The organism is Streptomyces sp. NBC_01298, from assembly GCF_035978755.1.
Classification (GTDB): domain Bacteria; phylum Actinomycetota; class Actinomycetes; order Streptomycetales; family Streptomycetaceae; genus Streptomyces.
Map to the genome: position 1 here is coordinate 4,903,142 of NZ_CP108414.1, position 19,749 is coordinate 4,922,890.

Sequence of the window (19,749 nt, forward strand, 5' to 3'; positions counted from 1 at the left end):
TCATGACAGAGAAGACCACCGGTGCCAGCTACGCAGCCGCGGGCGTGGACATCGACGCGGGAGACCGCGCCGTCGAGCTGATGAAGGAGTGGGTGAAGAAGACGCAGCGCCCCGAGGTCCTGGGCGGCCTCGGCGGTTTCGCCGGCCTCTTCGACGCCTCCGCCCTCAAGCGCTACGAGCGCCCCCTGCTCGCCTCGGCCACCGACGGGGTCGGCACCAAGGTGGACATCGCCCGCCGCATGGGCGTGTACGACACCATCGGCCACGACCTCGTGGCGATGGTCATGGACGACATCGTCGTCTGCGGCGCCGAACCGCTCTTCATGACCGATTACATCTGCGTCGGCAAGGTGCATCCCGAGCGTGTCGCGGCCATCGTCAAGGGCATCGCCGAGGGCTGCGTCCTGGCCGGCTGCGCCCTGGTCGGCGGCGAGACCGCCGAACACCCCGGCCTGCTGGGCCCGGACGACTTCGACGTGGCGGGCGCGGGCACCGGCGTCGTCGAGTACGACCGGCTGCTGGGCGCGGACCGCATCCGTACGGGCGACGCCGTCATCGCGATGGCGTCCTCCGGTCTTCACTCGAACGGGTACTCGCTGGTCCGCCACGTCCTCTTCGACCGGGCCGGAATGTCCCTGGAGGGCCACGTCGAGGAGCTCGGCCGGACCCTCGGCGAGGAGCTGCTGGAGCCCACCAAGATCTACTCGCTGGACTGCATGGCCCTCACCAATGCGGCCGACGTGCACGCGTACTCCCACATCACGGGCGGCGGCCTCGCGGCCAACCTCGCCCGGGTGATCCCCGACCACCTGCACGCCACCGTCGACCGCTCGACCTGGACCCCGGGCGCGATCTTCGACCTGGTCGGCAAGGCCGGTCAGGTGGAGCGCCTGGAGCTGGAGAAGACCCTGAACATGGGCGTCGGCATGATGGCCGTGGTCCCGCAGGAATCGGTGGACGTGGCCCTGACCGCCCTGGCAGACCGGGGTGTCGAGGCCTGGGTCGCGGGAGAGATCCTGGACCGCGGCGACCACGCCGAGGGCGCGACGATGACCGGCGACTACGCGGTCTGACGGGCTCGGGGAGCCGGCCACCACCGGCTCCCGTCACCGGCTCCCACCTGTGCGAACAGCACGGAAACCCGGCCCGGGGCGATGCCCTGGACCGGGTTTTCGTGTATGTGAAGCTGTGTGCCGCTGCTGAGGATGAGGATCAGCGCACCGCGTGTCCGACGCCGAGTGGCGCGTCAAGCACCGCGACGGTAGACGGACGGACCGGACTCTTCGTCCTCGTCCTCGTCATCGCTGTTGTAGCGCTCCGCGTACTTGGCGTACGGGTCGTCCTCGTCATCATCATCAAGCTCGTCATCGACGACCGGCTCGCTGACAGGCAGCGGTTCCGTGTGCGATGCGCCCAGCTCATTGGCCAGACGCGACAAGTCAGTCCCGCCGCTGCTGTACTTCAGCTGGCGGGCGACCTTCGTCTGCTTGGCCTTTGCCCGGCCGCGCCCCATGGCTCGACCCCCTCGGTGACGGGGCTCGACGGCCCCAGAGTCTGACACGCGTTCATGGTTCGGAGCGGGCTCTCCGTGGAGAGACCGTCCGTAGGGGTTTAACGGTACCTGCTTCCGCGGCCATACGGTACGCCGCCCGCATGACGCGCCCCGGTGCAGTACCAGCAAGGCGCCCCGTCCTCGCTGGTCAGCTGCGATTTTAGCCGTTTCCTGACGAGCGACCCGCCGAAGCGCAGTGAGTTCCGTCTCGCTGCGCCCCGACGGGCCGCCCAGAAGCCCCATGAGGGCCCCGTGAGGGTCGGGAAGGTCAGACGGCGCGTGCCGCGGCGCGGGCGTCCGACATCCGCTGCTCGGCGATGCGGTCGGCCGCCGCGGCCGGCGGAATCCCGTCCGTCTTCGCACGTGCGAAGATCTCCAGCGTGGTGTCGAAGATCTTCGTGGCCTTGGCCTTGCAGCGGTCGAAGTCGAAGCCGCGCAGCTCGTCGGCGACCTGGATGACCCCGCCCGCGTTGACCACGTAGTCCGGCGCGTAGAGGATCCCGCGGTCCGCGAGGTCCTTCTCCACGCCCGGGTGCGCGAGCTGGTTGTTCGCGGCGCCGCACACCACCTTCGCGGTCAGGACCGGCACGGAGCTGTCGTTCAGGGCCCCGCCGAGCGCGCAGGGGGCGTAGATGTCCAGGCCCTCCACGCGGATCAGCGCCTCGGTGTCGGCGACGGCGGTCACCTTGCCCGGGTGCTTGTCGAGGATCCTCTGCACGGACTCGGCGCGGACGTCCGTGATGACGACCTCGGCGCCGTCCTCCAGCAGGTGCTCGACCAGGTGGTGGCCGACCTTGCCGACACCCGCGACGCCGACCTTGCGGCCGCGCAGGGTCGGGTCGCCCCACAGGTGCTGGGCGCTGGCGCGCATGCCCTGGAAGACGCCGAAGGCGGTGAGGACCGAGGAGTCGCCGGCGCCGCCGTTCTCGGGGGAGCGGCCGGTCGCCCAGCGGGTCTCGCGGGCCACGACGTCCATGTCGGCCACGTAGGTGCCGACGTCGCAGGCGGTCACGTAGCGGCCGCCGAGGGACTCCACGAACCGGCCGTAGGCCAGCAGCAGTTCTTCCGACTTCAGGACGTCGGGGTCGCCGATGATGACGGCCTTGCCGCCGCCGAGGTCGAGCCCGGCGAGCGCGTTCTTGTACGACATGCCGCGCGAGAGGTTCAGCGCGTCGAGGACGGCCTCCTCGTCCGAGGCGTACGCGTGGAACCGCGTACCGCCGAGGGCGGGGCCCAGGGCGGTGGAGTGGATCGCGATGACGGCCTTCAGGCCGGAGGCTCGGTCCTGGCACAGCACGACTTGCTCGTGGCCGCCCTGTTCGCTGCGGAACAGGGTGTGCAGGACGCCGTCGGTCATTTCGGTCACGGTGGTGACTCCCATGGAAGAGATGCGGCGGGAAAGACGCCCGCCCTGCGGGTGGGGGAGGGCGTGCTGGGAGCAGCGTAAGACCTCCGGAGCTCCGCGCCCCTCCCGGTCCGTAGATCGGGACACTCAAGGGTTAGAGAAGGGTTGGAGGAGGGGCGGGGAAGGGCCGGGGAAGGTTCGGGGAAGGGGGTGGCGCCGGGCCGGGGGCCGTCCGCCGGAGTAGCGCCGGGCGGGGCGGGGGAGTACGAGAGCGTGAGCGAATCCCCCGATCCCCGGCTGCCGTCCGCCCGCTCGGCCCCCGTCGTCCCGTACGCCTCCTACCTGCGCGTCTACGAGCCCCTGACGGCCTTCCCTGAGCCCGAGCGCACCCACTGGGCCGACTACGCCCGGCGCGGGGCCACCCCGACCGCCCAGGACGAACTGCGACGGTCGCTGGTGGACTTGGTGCGGGTCCCCGTGGTCGGTGTCCCGGCGCACGAGAGCGCGGACGCCTTCACCGCCGAGGTCGGCGGGGTCCTGCTGGTCTGCCCCTGGCGGACGAGGCTGCGCGGCTGGCTCGCGCTGGAGGAGCTGGTGGCCGAGTTCCCGCTCCCGGTGCTGGACGCCGCCCTGCCCGCGGCCGCCCGCCGCCGCGCGGCCGAGGAGTACGAGGCCTGGCGCGGGCGCAATCCCGACGCGCGGCCGTGGATCCGTACGGGGGTCTGGCAGGTGCCCCTGCGCTGGTTCGTGCTGGTGTCCGACGAGGAGCGGGAGTACGTGCCGGGCGAGGGGCTGCGCTACCGGACGCCGATGGTGCAGGCCCGGCGCCGGCTCGCGCGGGCGCTGCGGACCCTGCGGGAGGCGGAGGGGTACGAGATGCTCGCCGAGGGGCTGGTGGAGGTCGGGAGCTGGCTGGAGGAGTTCCACCCCCGCTCGATGGTGGAACTGGACTACGGAGGGCTGCTGCACGCCCTGCCGGCCGACCGGCTCGACGCCGACCACTCGGCCGCGGACCTGGCGGCGGGGCTCGCGGCCCTGCGGGCCGGGGACCGGGACGGGGCGGCGCGGACGTACGGGGCCCTGGCGGAGCGGTGGCGGGCGGTGCGGGAGAGACTCTTCGCCAATTGAGCCGAGTGACCTACGTGACCCGATTAGCGACTCCGGGCCCGGTTGTCCATCCGCCGATCGGCCGAGCACGGAAGGGAACGGCCAGCTCAAGGCCGTGATGCCCTCTTTTGGGTCTTTGTTCCGGGACCTTCGTCCCGATACGGGCCATTGGCCCAAGCGTGACGGACCGCACTTTCTACACCCTTGCGCCCTTCCCCTACCCTCGTGCCAAAATAGGACAAGGAGTCCGGGGAGGGTTCCTTCCGTCCAACTAAGGGCGGAATGCTCGGTATTGCACTCTACGGGGGGTCTGACGACTCCTGATCGCTCTGTGACTGATCGTCACAGTGGGGTGACTGTCCGTTATGGGACGGTCCATCGGCTTCCGCCGCTGATGAGCACCTCGGAGGGCAATTCCATCGGTTTGGCCGTCGAGGCTGGACGGATGGTGTAGTTGTAGTGCCGAGGACAAGCCGTTCGTCCTATAACCGACTCGGCCCGCGTATGTCCATTTCGGGCAACGTGGGCCAAGGTGCAGAATTTAGAGGAAAGAACCGAGATGGTTCGGTTCTCCCGAGGAGGCCGCTCATGACCGCTCGCACCCCTGATGCCGAGCCGCTGCTGACCCCGGCTGAGGTTGCCACGATGTTCCGCGTGGACCCGAAGACGGTCACCCGTTGGGCCAAGGCTGGCAAGCTCACGTCCATCCGCACCCTGGGTGGACACCGCCGCTACCGCGAGGCTGAGGTCCGCGCACTGCTTGCGGGAATTCCGCAGCAGCGCAGCGAGGCCTGAGGTTCCGCAGCACCACTTATTGCCGGGTCTATATCGGGTCCCCCAATCCGATGAGCCCCACATAGCTTCAAACGGCCGGACCTGCCCCAACAGGTTCATCAGTCGTTCGATCGCGCTGGACTCCGCCGGGTCCAGCGCGATCTTTTTTTATGCCCTGGTCAGGGCGTTGTCGCGCTGATGTGCGGAGCCGGCCGGGGTGGGTGCAATGGCACATATAAAATCGAGTGGGCGTATGAGCACCATAAAAGCGTGCGTCTCAAAAACACGTTGGGTGACTCCCGTCACAGATGATCACTCTTGTGGATCAGGCAATGCACCCCGTAAAGGGACGTGTCGCGCAGACCGCATCATCCGAACGGGCGGTTTCCCGGGCCGCGGGCCGGCGGGTCGCGAGGGGGGCCGCGGGATGGCTCGCGGCCGGGTCCGGAGCCGGCCGCGGGCAGGCCGCGCGAGGCCCCGGCGGGGCTTCGGGCGGCGTGGGGGCGGGAGTTTGCCCGCAGGGCCCGCCGGGCGCCTCCAGGAGGGCTCCGGGGCGCCGTGAGGGCCCGGGTGGGGCTTCGGGTGCTCCAGGGGGCCAATCGGGGCCGTGGGGCGGGCTGGTGGGCCGATGGGCCGCGCCCGTACGCGTGTGCCCGTACGCGGGCGCCCGTAGAAGAAGCGGGAAACGCGTCAGGGCCCGCATCCCTGGGGATGCGGGCCCTGACGATCTTGCGAACCTGACGGGACTTGAACCCGCGACCTCCACCTTGACAGGGTGGCGAGCTAACCAACTGCTCCACAGGTCCTTGATTTGCGGCCGCTGGGCGGCTGCGAATCAGACTGTACCGCAGCTCAGGGGGTGTAGTCGAACTCGATCACCGAGCGGGCCCCGGGGCGGCCGCGTCCACCGCCTTCACGATGCGTTTGTCGGAGACCGGATAGGCCGTGCCGAGGGCGTGCGCGAAGTAGCTGACCCGCAGTTCCTCGATCATCCAGCGGATCTCGGTGACCTCCGCCGGGACCGGCCGACCCTTCGGCAACTGCTCCAGCAGCCACAGGTACTCGTCCCGCATCTCGTGGACCTTCTCCATGCGCGTGGTGTCGCGCTGGACGCCCGTGGGCATCTGCTGGAGCCGCCGGTCGACGGCCACCAGATAGCGCATCAGGTCCGGCAGCCGGCGCAGTCCGGTCAGCGTGACGAAGCCGGCCGGCATGAGGGCCGCGAGCTGAGTCTTGGCGTCCTGGACGTTGGCCACCAGGGCGAGGCTGGCCGTGGTCTTCAGGCGGCGTTCGCAGGCCTGCCAGGCGGCCAGCACCTGCTGCACCTGCGTGATCGTCCGTACGGTCGTGTCCACCAGGTCGGTCCGCACGGCCTCGTAGAGCTTGCGGAAGCCCGCCTCGTCCCAGGCCGGGCCGCCGTGCCGCGCGATCAGGTGGTCGGCCGCCGCGGTCGCGCAGTCGTCGAACAGCGCCTGGATGGAGCCGTGCGGATTGCGCGACAGCGCCAGCTTCTGCTGGTTGCTCAGGTGGTCCGAGGCGAACTTCGCCGGGTTCACCGTGATGCCCAGCAGGATGAGGCGCCGGGTGCCGAGCCGCATCGCCTGCTGCTGCTCGGCCTCGGTGTCGAAGAGGCGTACGGAGACGCTCGTACCGGCGTCCACGAGCGCCGGGTACGCCTTCACCGGCTGGCCGGCCCGGCGGGTCTCGAAGACCTTGGTCAGCGTCCCGATCGTCCAGTCCGTCAGCCCGGTCTTCTCCACCGACTCCCCGCCCTCGCGCTCGGCGCTGGCCGCGGCGGCCTGCGAGAGGGCCTGGCGGGCCTTCGGCTTGAGCTGGAGCCGCAGGCCCTCCAGGTCCTTGGCCTCGGCGAGGTTCTTGCGGCGTTCGTCGACGATCCGGAAGGTGATCTTCAGGTGGTCCGGGATGCGGGTCAGGTCGAAGTCCTCGGCGCTGACCGGGACCCCGACCATCCGCTGGAGCTCCCGGGCCAGCGTCACGTGCAGGGGCTCCCGCAGCGGGTGCGCGGTGGCCAGGAAGCGGGTCGCGTAGTTCGGCGCGGGCACGTAGTGCCGGCGGATCGGCTTCGGGAGGGACCGGATCAGCTCGGTGACCACTTCCTCGCGCAGCCCCGGGATCTGCCAGTCGAAGCCCTCGTCCGTGACCTGGTTCAGCACCTGGAGCGGGATGTGGACGGTCACGCCGTCCGCGTCAGCGCCGGGCTCGAACTGGTAGGTCACCCGGAACTTCAGCCGGCCCTGCGTCCAGGAGTCCGGATAGTCGGCCTTGGTGACCCCGGCCGCCTTCTCCGTCAGGAGCATCTCGCGCTCGAAGTCGAGCAGTTCGGGCTCGTCGCGCTTCTTGTGCTTCCACCAGGAGTCGAAGTGCGCCCCGGAGACCACGTGCTCGGGGATCCGCTGGTCGTAGAAGTCGAAGAGCGTCTCGTCGTCGACCACGATGTCGCGGCGCCGGGCCCGGTTCTCCAGCTCCTCCACCTCGGTGAGGAGCTTGCGGTTGTCGGCGTAGAACTTGTGGTGGGTCCGCCAGTCGCCCTCGACCAGGGCGTTGCGAATGAACAGGTCGCGCGAGACCTCGGCGTCGATCCGGCCGTAGTTGATCTTCCGCTGGGCGACGATCGGCACGCCGTACAGCGTGACCTTCTCGAAGGCCATCACCGCGGCCTGGTCCTTCTCCCAGTGCGGCTCGCTGTAGGTGCGCTTGATCAGGTGCTGGGCGAGCGGCTCCACCCACTCCGGCTCCACCTTGGCGTTCACCCGGGCCCACAGCCGCGAGGTCTCCACCAGCTCGGCGGACATCAGGAACTTGGGCTGCTTCTTGAAGAGGGAGGAACCGGGGAAGATCGCGAACTTGGCGGACCGCGCCCCCAGGTACTCGTTCTTGTCGGTGTCCTTCAGCCCGATGTGCGACAGCAGGCCGGCCAGCAGCGAGATGTGCACGCTCGTCTCGGGGGCGTCGGCCTCGTTGACGTGGATGCCCATGGACTTGGCGACCGTACGCAGCTGCGAATAGATGTCCTGCCATTCGCGGATCCGCAGGAAGTTCAGGTACTCCTGCTTGCACATCCGGCGGAAGGAGGAGGAGCCGCGCTCCTTCTGCTGCTCCCGGACGTAGCGCCACATGTTCAGGAACGAGAGGAAGTCGCTCGTCTCGTCCTTGAACCGGGCGTGGTTCTGGTCGGCCTGCGTCTGCTTGTCCGAGGGCCGCTCGCGCGGGTCCTGGATGGACAGGGCCGCCGCGATGACCATGACCTCGCGGACGCAGTTGTTCTTGTCCGCCTCCACCACCATGCGGGCCAGCCGGGGATCGACCGGCAGCTGGGAGAGCTGGCGGCCCATGGGCGTGAGCCGCTTGTTGTGGTCCTTCTCGTCCGGGTCGAGCGCGCCGAGCTCCTGGAGCAGCTGCACGCCGTCACGGATGTTGCGGTGGTCCGGCGGGTCGATGAAGGGGAACTTCTCGATCTCGCCGAGGCCGGCCGCGGTCATCTGGAGGATGACGGAGGCGAGGTTGGTGCGCAGGATCTCCGCGTCCGTGAACTCCGGACGGGTCAGGAAGTCGTCCTCCGAGTACAGCCGGATGCAGATGCCGTCCGAGGTACGGCCGCAGCGGCCCTTGCGCTGGTTGGCGCTGGCCTGCGAGATCGCCTCGATCGGCAGCCGCTGGACCTTGGTGCGGTGGCTGTAGCGGGAGATGCGGGCGGTGCCCGGGTCGATCACGTACTTGATGCCGGGGACGGTCAGCGAGGTCTCGGCGACGTTCGTCGCGAGGACGATCCGCCGGCCCGTGTGCTGCTGGAAGACCCGGTGCTGCTCGGCGTGCGAGAGGCGCGCGTAGAGGGGGAGCACCTCGGTCAGGCGGAGCTTGCGCTTCTCCAGCGCGTCCGCGGTGTCGCGGATCTCGCGCTCACCGGAGAGGAAGACCAGGATGTCGCCCGGCCCCTCCGCCTGGAGCTCGTCCACGGCCTCGCAGATCGCGGTGATCTGGTCGCGGTCGGAGTCCTCGGAGTCGTCTTCGAGGAGGGGGCGGTAGCGCACCTCCACCGGATACGTGCGGCCGCTGACCTCGACGATCGGGGCCTCGCCGAAGTGCCGGGAGAAGCGCTGCGGGTCGATGGTCGCCGAGGTGATGATGACCTTGAGGTCGGGGCGCTTGGGCAGCAGCGTGGCGAGGTAGCCGAGCAGGAAGTCGATGTTCAGCGACCGCTCGTGGGCCTCGTCGATGATGATCGTGTCGTACGCGCGCAGCTCGCGGTCCGTCTGGATCTCGGCGAGCAGGATGCCGTCCGTCATCAGCTTCACGAAGGTCGCGTCCTGGTCCACCTGGTCGGTGAACCGGACCTTCCAGCCGACGGTCTGGCCGATCTCGGACTTCAGCTCCTCCGCGATGCGCTCCGCGACCGTGCGGGCCGCGATCCGGCGGGGCTGGGTGTGACCGATCATGCCCCGGACCCCGCGCCCCAGATCCATGCAGATCTTGGGGATCTGCGTGGTCTTGCCGGAGCCGGTCTCGCCCGCGACGATCACGACCTGGTGGTCGCGTATCGCCTCGGCGATCTCGTCCTTCTTCTGGCTGACGGGCAGGTTCTCGGGATACGTGACCTCGGGCTTCCGCGAGGCGCGCCCGGCCAGTCGCACGGCGGCCTTTTCGGCCTCCGCGCGGATCTCGTCGAGTACGGCCTGCTTGGCCTCGGGCTTGCGGATGCGGCGGGCGCCTTCGAGGCGGCGGCCGAGGCGGTGCGCGTCACGGAGGGAGATCTCACCGAGAAGCGTCTGCAGGGCGGCGAAGGAAGTAGACATACCTGGTCGAGGATCTCACCCGTAGGTGCCGGGTGGCGAACGCATTTGTGGGGCCGACCCGTACCATTTCGGGACGAGTCCACCGAGCGTTACCCCGATGTGTCCCCCCGACGTGTCCCGAGCGACGTCCCGCGCGACGTCCCGGCGACGTCCCCCGTGAGATCCAGTGAGAGGCCGCCCACGATGTCCCGCAGCCGCCGCCTCCGGTGCGTGTTCGCGGTACTGCTGGGCTGGGCCCTGGTGTTCACGGCGGTCCGGGCCGTCCCGGCCGCCGCGGCTCCCGCGGCCACCGGGGAAGCGTCCGTGCGGGCGGCGGCCCCCGCGGAGCCGGGTTCCTCCGCTCCCGTCGCGGCCGCTGCTCCCTCCGCTCCCGTCGCTCCCGCTCCCGTCGCGGCCTTCGCCGCCTCCGCCGGGCCGGCCGGGCCCGCCTGCGCTCCGGGGTCCCCGGGGCGGGACGGCGTACCCGCCCTGCCGGCGCGGGCCGGGGCCGACCAGGCGCAGCCCCAGGCGCCGCCCGCGCGGCAGGGGCCCGAGGTGGCGGTGCCGTCGCGGGCCGTACCCGTACGGGTCCCCGTACGCGGGCCCGGGCAGCCGGCGCCGTCCCTGCTGGAGCTCTCCGTGATGCGGGTCTAGGAGGACCGGCCGCGTCGGCCGCCCGGTCCGTCCCCTCCCGTCCGCACCGCTCTGGAGCACCCGCATGCCCGCTTCCCCCTCTCCCTCCTCCTCTTCCTCCCGCAAGCCCCTGCTGATCTCCGCCGGGGTCGCCCTCGCGGCCGTCACCCTCGGCCTCGTCTCCTGGCAGGCCACCAAACCCGACAACGGCACCGACACCGCCGCACGGCCGTCCGCGGCTTCCTCCTCCGATGCTCCGGGGGCCGAATCAGCCACCGATCCCGCCGCGCAGCTCAAGGCCCTGGCCCGCCGCGAGTCCGGCGACAAGCTCGCGGCCGGGCGGGCCGACGCCCCCGTGGTCCTGATCGAGTACTCCGACTTCCAGTGCGGCTACTGCGGAAAGTTCGCCCGCGACACCGAGCCCGCGCTCGTGAAGAAGTACGTGGAGGACGGCACCCTGCGCATCGAGTGGCGCAACTTCCCGATCTTCGGCGCCGACTCCGAGGCCGCCGCCAAGGCCGCCTGGGCGGCGGGGCAGCAGGACAGCTTCGCGCGGTTCCACGCGGCCGCGTACGCCGAGGGCGCCAAGGAGAAGGGCTTCGGCGCCGAGCGGCTGACCGAGCTGGCGCGCGAGGCCGGGGTCCCGGACCTCGAGCGCTTCAAGACGGACATGGCCGGGGAGCGGGCCGCCGCCGCTCTGGCGAAGGACCAGGAGGAGGGGTACCGCATCGGCGTCACCTCCACCCCGTCCTTCCTGATCAACGGGCAGCCCCTCGCGGGAGCCCAGCCCCCGGCGGCCTTCGAGGCCGCCATCGCCAAGGCCAAGGCGCAGGCGGCCGCGAAGTGACCGACGCCGGATACCTGGCCGCTCTGCTCGGCGGCCTCCTCGCGCTGCTCAGCCCGTGCAGCGCACTGCTCCTGCCCGCCTTCTTCGCGTACTCCATCGACTCCACCTCCCGGCTGCTGGCGCGCACCGGGATCTTCTACGCGGGCCTCGCGAGCACCCTCGTACCGCTGGGGGCCGCCGGTTCGTACGCCGGACGGTTCTTCCACGGCAACCGCGAGGCCCTCGTCCTGTTCGGCGGCTGGCTGATCATCGGGCTCGGCCTCGCCCAGATCCTCGGCCTCGGCTTCGCCTCGCGGCGGCTCTCGGAGCTGTCGGGGAGGATCCGGCCGACCACCGCCCTGTCGGTGTACGCGCTGGGCGCGGTCTACGGCCTGGCCGGCTTCTGCGCCGGACCCATCCTCGGCAGCATCCTGACGGTCGCGGCCGTCAGCGGCAGCCCGGTCTACGGAGGCCTGCTGCTGGCGGTGTACGCCCTGGGCATGGCGGTGCCGCTGTTCGTACTGGCCCTGCTCTGGGAGCGCTTCGACCTGGGACGCAGGCGCTGGCTGCGCGGCCGGGCCTTCTCGCTCGGCCGGTTCGAACTGCACACCACCTCGCTCGCCTCGGGCCTCTTCTTCATCCTGCTCGGCGCGCTCTTCCTGGCCTACGACGGGGCGAGCGCCCTGCCGGGGCTGCTGGACGTGGACGATTCCTTCGCGGTGGAGCAGCGGGTGCAGGCCGTGGCGGACGCGGTTCCGGATTGGGCGCTGCTCGGGCTGGTGGCCGTGGCGGCGGCGGGCGTGGGCCTGGCGCAGTGGCGCCGGCGGGCCCGGGCGGCGCGGGCCGGCGGGGAATGACGAAGAAGGCCCCGTCCGATGGACGGGGCCTTCTTGTTCTCCGGTGGCTGGGGCCGGGGTCGAACCGGCGACCTATCGCTTTTCAGGCGATCGCTCGTACCAACTGAGCTACCCAGCCACGAAACCGTTTCCGGCTTCAGCGAACCTGACGGGACTTGAACCCGCGACCTCCACCTTGACAGGGTGGCGAGCTAACCAACTGCTCCACAGGTCCTTGCAATGTGCGAGAACAAGTCTCGCACACGGTATTGCGTACCCCCAACGGGATTCGAACCCGTGCTACCGCCTTGAAAGGGCGGCGTCCTGGGCCACTAGACGATGAGGGCTAAAGGCCCGCCGGGCACTTTCCAGCGCGTCGGGGACGTGAGAAGCATATGGGATCCCGGCGGCGATCGCCAAAACGATTCCCGCGGACGGGTCCGGGGCAGGTCCGGGGCACTCCCGGCGCGGGTCCGGGGTGACCGGGCGCACCCCGGGAGATCAGCCCCAGCCGAGTTCGTGGAGCCGCTCGTCGTCGATGCCGAAGTGGTGGGCGATCTCGTGGACCACCGTCACGGCGACCTCGTGGACCACCTCGTCCGTGCTCGCGCACATCCGCAGGGTCGGCCCCATGTAGATCGAGATCCGGTCGGGCAGGACCCCGGCGTACCACTCGCCGCGCTCGGTGAGCGGGGTCCCCTCGTAGAGGCCGAGCAGGTCGGGGTCGTCGGCGGCGGGTTCGTCCTCCACGAAGACGGCCACGTTGTCCATGACCCGGGTCAGCTCCTCGGGGATCGTGTCCAGCGCCTCGGCCACCAACTCTTCGAACGCGTCACGCGTCATCTCCAGCACGAGGCCATTCTCCCGTGCCGAGGCCCGATTGCGGCTGCTCGTGCCCGGCGGGCCGGGACCCGCCGGGCGAGAATGGCGCGGTGGCAACAGTGGCGACAAGCGGAGCGGAGCGCCGGGTGCTCGCCGCCGTGGCGGCCGGCGGGGCGGTGGGCGCCGCGGCGCGGTACGGGGTCGGGCTGCTGTGGCCGGCGGCGCCCGGGGCCTTTCCGTGGGGCACCTTCTGGATCAACGTGTCGGGCTGCGCGCTCATCGGCGTCCTCATGGTGCTGATCGGCGAGGGCGGCCGCTCGGCGCGTCCCCTCGTACGGCCCTTCCTCGGGGTCGGGGTCCTCGGCGGGTTCACCACCTTCTCCACCTACGCCGTGGACTTCGCGCGGCTGCTCGACGCCGGAGAGGCCGGTACCGCGCTGGCGTACGCCGGGCTCACGGTGGCCGGGGCGCTGGGCGCGGTGTGGGCGTCGGCCGTGATCACCCGGCGCGCGGTCGGCGACGGCCCCGGGCGGGGCCCGGGGCAGGGGCAGGGGGTGGGGCGGGGATGAACTGGCTGATCGTCATGGTGGGAGCGGCCGTCGGGGCGCCCCTGCGGTACCTGACCGACCGCGCGGTGCGGGCGCGGCACGACTCGGTCTTCCCCTGGGGGACCTTCGTCGTGAACGCGGCCGCCTCCCTGATGCTGGGCGCGCTGACCGGTGCGGTGCTGGACGGGGCCGCCTCCTCGCGGCTGAACCTGCTGCTCGGTACGGGACTGTGCGGGGCGCTGAGCACCTACTCGACGTTCTCCTACGAGACGCTGCGGCTGGCCGAGCGGGGCTGGAAGTTCCTGGCCGCGGCCAACGTGACGGCCTCGGTGCTGGTCGGGCTGGGTGGGGTCACGCTCGGTCACCAGGTCGCGGGACAACTGTTCGCCTGAGGGTGCGCCCCTCGTCCTCCTCGGGGCGTGCTGGGGCGTGTCCCATACGGGGCGCGGGGAGTTGGGCACACTGACCCGCTCACCGCGGACCCTTGCCAGCGTTCCGGAGGTGCCCCGTGCGCCAGTTGTCCGCTTCCCTCCGCTCCTCGCGTCCCTCCCGCTCGCTCCGCCTCGCGGTCGCCGCCTTCGCTCTGGCGGCGACCGCGGGCTGCATGAGCGTCGGGGAGGACGCGGCCAAGCCCGGGCCCTCCGCGCCGACGGGCCTCCAGGGCGGCACGTCAGGCGGCGGCTCCTCGTCCGGCAAGAGCGCCGGAGGCCAGGGCGGCGGCCACGGCGCGAAGGGCGGTACGGGGAACCAGGACGGCAAGGCCGGGGGGCCCGGGACCACCTCCGGCGCGGTCGGGGCCTCCCCCAGCCCGGGCGCGCCGGCCGGTCCGCCCGGGGCTCCCTCGCCGTCGGCCGGTCCGGGTGGCGGCGCGGGCGGCCAGGGGCCCCAGCAGCCCCCGACGGGCGGCACCGGTCCCGGCTCCGGGTCGGGCTCCGGCGGAGCCGGCGCCTCCGGGGGCGGCCAGCCCGCCTCCCCGACACCGGAGCCGCCGAGCCCCGCCCCGCCGGTCTCGCCCCCGCCGCCCGTGACGGAACCCACACCGAGTCCGGAGCCCCCGAAGCCGGAGCCGACGGAGGTGACGGGCGGGCAGTCGTAGGCCCGGCACCGGCTCGGCCGCGTCGCCATCCGCCTGCCAGGGTCTGCCGGGCGGATGGCGTTTGCGCAGGTCAGCGGCTTCTTTGGGGGAGCGACTTGCCAGACCCCGGGGAGGGTGCGTATGGTTATAGATCGTTTGATCCCATTGCCCGGCGCCGACTCCGAAGAGCGCCGCGTGGCGCGTACTCTCCCCAACCGTGGCTGACCGCATTGAGGCGGTCGATTTGCGATTCACGGAGTTTGGGCGCGTGCCGAGACTCCGGAAGGTTTCGCATTTCGCATGTCCATTTCCAGTTCTGACCGTTCCGTCATGCCCGAGAACGACTCCAACGAGATCGTCGACGCCGAGACCCTCGCGGTCACCGAGGCCCTTGAGGCCGTCGTCACCGACGAGATCATCGAGGCCCTCGAGGCCGACGTGACGAACCACGAGTCCGACGAGTCCGCCGAGTCCAGCGACTCCTTCGAGGACTCCACCGAAGACTTCAACGACGACGACGCGGCCGACTCCGCCGACGCCGAGCCCACCCTGACCTTCGGCGACCTCGGTCTGCCGGACGGCATCGTGCGCAAGCTCGCGCAGAACGGCGTCACCGCGCCCTTCCCGATCCAGGCCGCGACCATCCCGGACGCCCTGGCCGGCAAGGACATCCTCGGCCGTGGCCGCACCGGCTCCGGCAAGACCCTCTCCTTCGGTCTGCCGACCCTGGCCTCGCTGGCCGGCGGGCACACCGAGAAGAAGAAGCCCCGCGCGATCATCCTGACGCCGACGCGTGAGCTCGCGATGCAGGTCGCCGACGCTCTCCAGCCCTACGGCGACGTCCTCGGCCTCAAGATGAAGGTCGTCTGCGGCGGTACCTCCATGAGCAACCAGATCTTCGCTCTGGAGCGCGGTGTCGACGTCCTCGTCGCCACCCCGGGCCGTCTGCGCGACATCATCAACCGCGGCGCCTGCTCCCTGGCGAACGTCCAGGTCGCGGTCCTCGACGAGGCCGACCAGATGGCGGACCTGGGCTTCCTGCCCGAGGTCACCGAGCTGCTCGACCAGATCCCCGGCGGCGGCCAGCGCATGCTCTTCTCCGCCACCATGGAGAACGAGATCGGCACCCTGGTCAAGCGCTACCTGACCAACCCCGTCACGCACGAGGTCGACAGCGCGCAGGGCAACGTCACGACCATGACGCACCACGTCCTCGTCGTGAAGCCGAAGGACAAGGCGCCGGTCACGGCCGCCATCGCCGCCCGCAAGGGCCGCACCATCATCTTCGTCCGCACCCAGCTGGGCGCCGACCGCATCGCCGAGCAGCTCATCGAGTCCGGCGTGAAGGCCGACGCGCTGCACGGCGGCATGACGCAGGGTGCCCGTACCCGCGTCCTCGCCGACTTCAAGGACGGATACGTCAACGCGCTCGTCGCCACCGACGTCGCCGCCCGCGGCATCCACGTCGACGGCATCGACCTGGTCCTGAACGTGGACCCGGCCGGCGACCACAAGGACTACCTGCACCGCTCGGGCCGTACCGCCCGCGCCGGCAAGTCCGGTGTCGTCGTGTCGCTGGCGCTTCCGCACCAGCGCCGCCAGATCTTCCGCCTGATGGAGGACGCGGGCGTCGACGCCTCGCGCCACATCGTCCAGGGCGTCGGCGCCTTCGACCCCGAGGTCGCCGAGATCACCGGTGCCCGTTCGCTGACCCAGGTTCAGGCCGACTCCGCGAACAACGCCGCGAAGCAGGCCGAGCGTGAGGTCGCCGACCTCACCAAGCAGCTGGAGCGCCTCTCCCGCCGTGCCGTCGAGCTGCGCGAGGAGGCCGACCGCCTGGTCGCCCGCTCCGCCCGCGAGCGCGGCGAGGACCCGGAGGCCGCTGTCGCCGAGGTGGTCGAGGCCGCCGAGGCCGAGGTCGCGGCCGCCGTGGCCGAGCCCGTCGCGGAGGAGCGCCCCGCGTTCCAGAGCCGTGACGACCGTGGCAACTACGAGCGCCGTGACAACCGTCGCGACGACCGTGGTGACCGTGGCGGCGACCGTGGCGGCTTCCGCCGTGACGACCGTGGTGACCGCGGTGGCGACCGTGGCGGCTTCCGCTCTGGTGGCGACCGTCCGACCGGTGGTGGCTTCCGTCGTGACGACCGCCCCTCGGGTGGCTTCAACCGTGACGACCGTGGTGGCGACCGTGGCGGCTTCCGCTCGGGCGGCGACCGCCCGACCGGTGGCTTCCGCTCCGGTGGCGACCGTCCGGCCGGCGGTGGCTTCCGCTCTGGTGGCGACCGTCCGACCGGTGGTGGCTTCCGTCGTGACGACCGCCCTTCGGGTGGCTTCAACCGTGACGACCGTGGTGGCGACCGTGGCGGCTTCCGCTCGGGCGGCGACCGTCCGACCGGTGGTGGCTTCCGTCGTGACGACCGTCCGTCCGGTGGCTTCAACCGTGACGACCGTGGTGGCGACCGTGGCGGCTTCCGCTCCGGTGGCGACCGTCCGGCCGGCGGTGGCTTCCGCTCTGGTGGCGACCGTCCCGCCGGTGGTGGCTTCCGTCGTGACGACCGCCCCTCGGGTGGCTTCAACCGTGACGACCGTGGTGGCGACCGTGGCGGCTTCCGCTCCGGTGGCGACCGTCCGGCCGGCGGTGGCTTCCGCTCCGGTGGCGACCGTCCCGCCGCCGGTGGCTTCCGCCGCGACGACCGTCCGTCCGGTGGCACCGACCGCCGCGACGACAAGCCCCGCTGGAAGCGCAACGGCTGATACCAGCCGCTGAACTGACCACCTGACAGGGCCCCCACGACGGAAGTCGTGGGGGCCCTGTCGGCGTTGCGGCGACCGGTTCCACCGGCCGGGTGCCGGCTCCGCCAACACCGTCGGGGCCGGACAGCGGATTTGAGATCGGCTGTCCGGTCCTCTCCGGCTATGCTCTGGGGTGAGCACGTCGAGGGCCATTAGCTCAATTGGCAGAGCAGCGGACTTTTAATCCGTTGGTTGTCGGTTCGAGTCCGACATGGCCTACTGCTCGCAGGTAGGGGTTAGCCCCTCTGACCTGCTACTGAGCGCCCCACCCGGTTCCGATTGGGTGGGGCGCTCAGTCGTTTCCGGGCCCGTGCGTGAGCGATGCGTGAGCGGACGGACCGTCATCGCCTGGTCAGGAGGCGGACGAACGGGCACGAGGTACCAGCTGGGCCGCCGCTTCTGCGGCTGCCTGGTCTACCTCGGGGAGCAGGCTCGTGTACGTGTCCGAGGTCAGCGTGATCGTGGAGTGCCGGAGCGTCTCCTTGATCGTGTGGAGGTCGCCGCCACCGCCGTGGGTGAGGGTGGCCGAGACGTGGCGTAGATCACGAAGGGTGATCGGCGGCAGATCGGTGCGGGCGAGTATCTGCCGGAAGGTCTCCGACGCCGTGCCGGGGTGGAGCCAGGAGCCGTCCTCCTGGGTGAAGACCTTGCCTGTGTCCTGCCAGGCCGGACCCCACTTCTTCCGCTCCGCGAGCTGGCGTACGCGGTGCTCCCGCAGGGCGGCCACGTTCAGGCTGTCCAGCGCGATGGTGCTGGCGCTGCCGTCCGTCTTCGGTGCGGACTCGTACGGGTCCCAGCCGTCCACCACGATCTCCTTGGCCGGCGTGATCTGCCCGCCTTCCAGGTCGACGTCGGACCAGTCCTGGCCGACGCACTCGCCGCGACGCAGACCGCGGGTACCGGAGAGGTGGAAGAGGGCGTACAGCCGGTCGCCCTCGGCCTCGTCGAGGAAGGCACCGAACTGGGCCGGGGTCCAGACCATGACGGGGGAGGGCTTCTCGCCGGTGAGGCGCCACCGGGCCACGCGGGCGTCTGTCCACAGCAGGGGCTTCGGGCGCTTGCCGGACTCCAGCTCTACGTGGGACGCCGGGTTGAAGATGATGAGCTGCTGGCGTATCGCTCCGTTCAGCGCCGCCCGCAGGGTGCGGCGGATGCTCTGCCGGGTCGCGGGCCCCGTGGGCTTCCGGAAGGGCTCCATCGCGGCGAGCTTGGCCCGCTCGGCGGCCAGGAGTGCCCGCTCGGCCGCGACCGGCCTGCCGGCCTTGCTCGGCTTGCAGCGGGCGATCTGCTCGCGCCGGGCCAGGTTGTGGGCCTCGATCGCCTCGTTGGCATCGGCAAGGGCGTCGAACATCTCGACCAAGTGGGCGACGTTCAGCCGGTCGAGGCGGAGATGCCCGATGCGGGGCCGGAGGTGGACGCGGATGTGGGAGGCGTAGCCGTTCGTCGTGGTCTTGCGCGTCTTCTTCGACGCGAGCCAGCGGTCCAGCCATTCGCCGACGGTGATCGACCCGAGGAGCGAGGTTCCGGCCCGCAGTCGGCGCCGGGTCTCCTCGACGTCAGGGAGCGGCGCCTTCTCATCGGCCACTTGCTCCAGGAGTGCCGCGATGCTGGCGACGCTCTCGGGGTCGTCCGCCGCCGGTATGCCCAGGAGAGCACGTGCGTGGTCCAGGTCGGCCTGCGCCGCCTTCAGGCTCTCGTACCCGGCGCGGTTGAAGGAGCGGCGGGTGCCGTCCTCGCGGGGCGGGAGTTCCTGGCGTACGGAGTAGGAGCCGTGCTTGCGGCTGGACAGCTTGGGGCACGTCTTGCCAAGCGGCTTGCCGGTCTTCGGGTCGCGGCAGTAGCAGCGGCGGTGGGTGGAGCCCTTCAAATGTCGTCCTCTTCGTCGGTGCCGTCATCGGGTGGGTCGATGTCGGCGAGTGCTGGTGGCAGTTCTGGCGGGGTGGCGGCTTCGTCGCGGATCTGTCCGCGGACCATCTGGAGTTGCCAGGTGGCCTCTTTGACCTGTGCGTTGTAGCTGTCCCTCTTGCGTTCGGCTTCCTCGCGCTGGGCGGGGTTGGCCGCCGTCTCGGCGGCGAAACCGGCTCGTTCCGCTTCGCGCAGGGCGGCCTCGATGGTGCGGACCAGGCTGGCGTGGCGGTTGAAGTCGGGGATCAGCCCGGCGTCGGAGTAGTAGCCCGGTTCCTCGCCGGTGAACATCCGCATGGCGTCCCAGGTCGAGATGGGGTGGCGGAAGGGAAGTTCCTGGGTCTCCTCGACGTAACCGATGGGGAAGATCAGGCAGATCGGGGACGTATACAGGGCGGCGGCCAAGATCATGACGTCGACCAGGGGCAGGTTGGCCCTGCGGCCTGATTCCAGGTTGGCGATCACGTTGCGCGGGATGGGATGGCCGAGCTCCTCACATCGCTCTGCCAGCCGCTGCGCGCTCCATCCCATCTCCTTCCTTCGCCGCCGCACTTCGCCGGCGACGTTGTTCTTGATGCGGTCGACCCATTCGGGGAAGTCGTCCTCGTCTTCATCATCCAAACGATGTTGTGTCACGAAGACACAATAACTTTCTTACCGTGGAAGTCATACGCCTGGAGCCGGACGCGATGACGTGTTCGCCGTGGGCTGTGACGAGAGGAGCGCCTCGTGCGCGACGAAAG

General features: G+C 70.8%; 16 protein-coding genes and 5 tRNA genes. 11 read left to right on the top strand and 10 right to left on the bottom strand.

Annotated features, from left to right (window positions below; all coding sequences use genetic code 11):
* Positions 1-2: 2 nt before the first annotated feature.
* Positions 3-1,073 carry a phosphoribosylformylglycinamidine cyclo-ligase gene (gene purM, locus OG730_RS22230; protein ID WP_327305883.1) on the top strand — a complete coding sequence of 357 codons (1,071 nt, stop codon included), beginning with the start codon at positions 3-5 and terminating at the stop codon, positions 1,071-1,073.
* Positions 1,074-1,246: 173 nt separating this feature from the next.
* Here the strand turns inward: purM and OG730_RS22235 are convergent, their stop codons facing one another.
* Together OG730_RS22235 and OG730_RS22240 are read right to left on the bottom strand one after the other, a co-directional pair.
* Positions 1,247-1,513, bottom strand: a complete 267-nt coding sequence (locus tag OG730_RS22235; RefSeq protein ID WP_243341155.1) for a DUF3073 domain-containing protein — start codon at positions 1,511-1,513, stop codon at positions 1,247-1,249.
* A 307-nt stretch (positions 1,514-1,820) separates the two neighbouring features.
* The gene (locus OG730_RS22240; protein ID WP_327305884.1) at positions 1,821-2,918 is read right to left on the bottom strand and encodes a Leu/Phe/Val dehydrogenase; all 1,098 of its coding nucleotides are present in this window, start codon (positions 2,916-2,918) and stop codon (positions 1,821-1,823) included.
* 252 nt (positions 2,919-3,170) lie between these two features.
* Here OG730_RS22240 and OG730_RS22245 point away from each other — a divergent pair, with 252 nt between their 5' ends.
* Both OG730_RS22245 and bldC read left to right on the top strand, forming a co-directional pair.
* Positions 3,171-4,025 carry a DUF8083 family protein gene (locus OG730_RS22245; RefSeq protein ID WP_327305885.1) on the top strand — a complete coding sequence of 285 codons (855 nt, stop codon included), beginning with the start codon at positions 3,171-3,173 and terminating at the stop codon, positions 4,023-4,025.
* A gap of 567 nt (positions 4,026-4,592) precedes the next feature.
* Positions 4,593-4,799 (top strand): developmental transcriptional regulator BldC, encoded by a 207-nt coding sequence (bldC, locus tag OG730_RS22250; protein WP_003949541.1) that lies wholly within the window; start codon positions 4,593-4,595, stop codon positions 4,797-4,799.
* A gap of 711 nt (positions 4,800-5,510) precedes the next feature.
* Here the strand turns inward: bldC and OG730_RS22255 are convergent.
* Both OG730_RS22255 and hrpA read right to left on the bottom strand, forming a co-directional pair.
* Positions 5,511-5,584: transfer RNA gene (locus OG730_RS22255), tRNA-Asp, on the bottom strand.
* 69 nt (positions 5,585-5,653) lie between these two features.
* A complete protein-coding gene (gene hrpA, locus OG730_RS22260; RefSeq protein ID WP_327305886.1) occupies positions 5,654-9,589 on the bottom strand; it encodes an ATP-dependent RNA helicase HrpA in 3,936 nt (1,311 codons plus the stop codon).
* Between the two features lie 210 nt (positions 9,590-9,799).
* Between hrpA and OG730_RS22265 the strand changes: the two genes are divergently transcribed.
* The 3 genes from OG730_RS22265 (at position 9,800) to OG730_RS22275 (ending at position 11,884) form a co-directional block, all read left to right on the top strand.
* Complete coding sequence (locus tag OG730_RS22265) at positions 9,800-10,222, top strand: hypothetical protein (RefSeq protein ID WP_327305887.1); 423 nt, start codon at positions 9,800-9,802, stop codon at positions 10,220-10,222.
* Between the two features lie 64 nt (positions 10,223-10,286).
* The gene (locus OG730_RS22270) at positions 10,287-11,048 is read left to right on the top strand and encodes a DsbA family protein (protein ID WP_327305888.1); all 762 of its coding nucleotides are present in this window, start codon (positions 10,287-10,289) and stop codon (positions 11,046-11,048) included.
* The gene (locus OG730_RS22275) at positions 11,045-11,884 is read left to right on the top strand and encodes a cytochrome c biogenesis CcdA family protein (protein WP_327305889.1); all 840 of its coding nucleotides are present in this window, start codon (positions 11,045-11,047) and stop codon (positions 11,882-11,884) included. The genes OG730_RS22270 and OG730_RS22275 overlap by 4 nt, the downstream gene beginning before the upstream one ends.
* A gap of 44 nt (positions 11,885-11,928) precedes the next feature.
* Here the strand turns inward: OG730_RS22275 and OG730_RS22280 are convergent.
* The 4 genes from OG730_RS22280 to OG730_RS22295 all read right to left on the bottom strand — a co-directional run bounded on the left by OG730_RS22280 (position 11,929) and on the right by OG730_RS22295 (position 12,715).
* Positions 11,929-12,002: transfer RNA gene (locus tag OG730_RS22280), tRNA-Phe, on the bottom strand.
* Positions 12,003-12,024: 22 nt separating this feature from the next.
* Positions 12,025-12,098 (bottom strand) — tRNA-Asp (locus OG730_RS22285).
* A gap of 39 nt (positions 12,099-12,137) precedes the next feature.
* Positions 12,138-12,210: transfer RNA gene (locus OG730_RS22290), tRNA-Glu, on the bottom strand.
* 154 nt (positions 12,211-12,364) lie between these two features.
* Positions 12,365-12,715, bottom strand: a complete 351-nt coding sequence (locus OG730_RS22295) for a metallopeptidase family protein (protein ID WP_327305890.1) — start codon at positions 12,713-12,715, stop codon at positions 12,365-12,367.
* A gap of 80 nt (positions 12,716-12,795) precedes the next feature.
* Here OG730_RS22295 and OG730_RS22300 point away from each other — a divergent pair, with 80 nt between their 5' ends.
* The 5 genes from OG730_RS22300 (at position 12,796) to OG730_RS22320 (ending at position 17,320) form a co-directional block, all read left to right on the top strand.
* Positions 12,796-13,254: a FluC/FEX family fluoride channel gene (locus OG730_RS22300; RefSeq protein WP_327305891.1), complete on the top strand. Its 459-nt coding sequence runs from the start codon at positions 12,796-12,798 to the stop codon at positions 13,252-13,254.
* Positions 13,251-13,625, top strand: a complete 375-nt coding sequence (locus tag OG730_RS22305) for a fluoride efflux transporter FluC (protein WP_327305892.1) — start codon at positions 13,251-13,253, stop codon at positions 13,623-13,625. The genes OG730_RS22300 and OG730_RS22305 overlap by 4 nt, the downstream gene beginning before the upstream one ends.
* Positions 13,626-13,741: 116 nt before the next feature.
* Positions 13,742-14,329 (top strand): hypothetical protein, encoded by a 588-nt coding sequence (locus OG730_RS22310; protein ID WP_327305893.1) that lies wholly within the window; start codon positions 13,742-13,744, stop codon positions 14,327-14,329.
* Positions 14,330-14,608: 279 nt separating this feature from the next.
* Positions 14,609-17,062 (top strand): DEAD/DEAH box helicase, encoded by a 2,454-nt coding sequence (locus tag OG730_RS22315; protein WP_327305894.1) that lies wholly within the window; start codon positions 14,609-14,611, stop codon positions 17,060-17,062.
* A gap of 185 nt (positions 17,063-17,247) precedes the next feature.
* Positions 17,248-17,320, top strand: a tRNA-Lys gene (locus tag OG730_RS22320).
* Positions 17,321-17,453: 133 nt separating this feature from the next.
* Here OG730_RS22320 and OG730_RS22325 read toward each other — a convergent pair.
* A complete protein-coding gene (locus OG730_RS22325) occupies positions 17,454-18,968 on the bottom strand; it encodes a site-specific integrase (RefSeq protein WP_327305895.1) in 1,515 nt (504 codons plus the stop codon).
* On the bottom strand, positions 18,965-19,642 hold the full coding sequence (locus tag OG730_RS22330; RefSeq protein WP_442814983.1) for a helix-turn-helix domain-containing protein: 678 nt from the start codon (positions 19,640-19,642) through the stop codon (positions 18,965-18,967). Before OG730_RS22330 ends, OG730_RS22325 begins: the two co-directional genes overlap by 4 nt.
* Between the last annotated feature and the right edge of the window lie 107 nt (positions 19,643-19,749).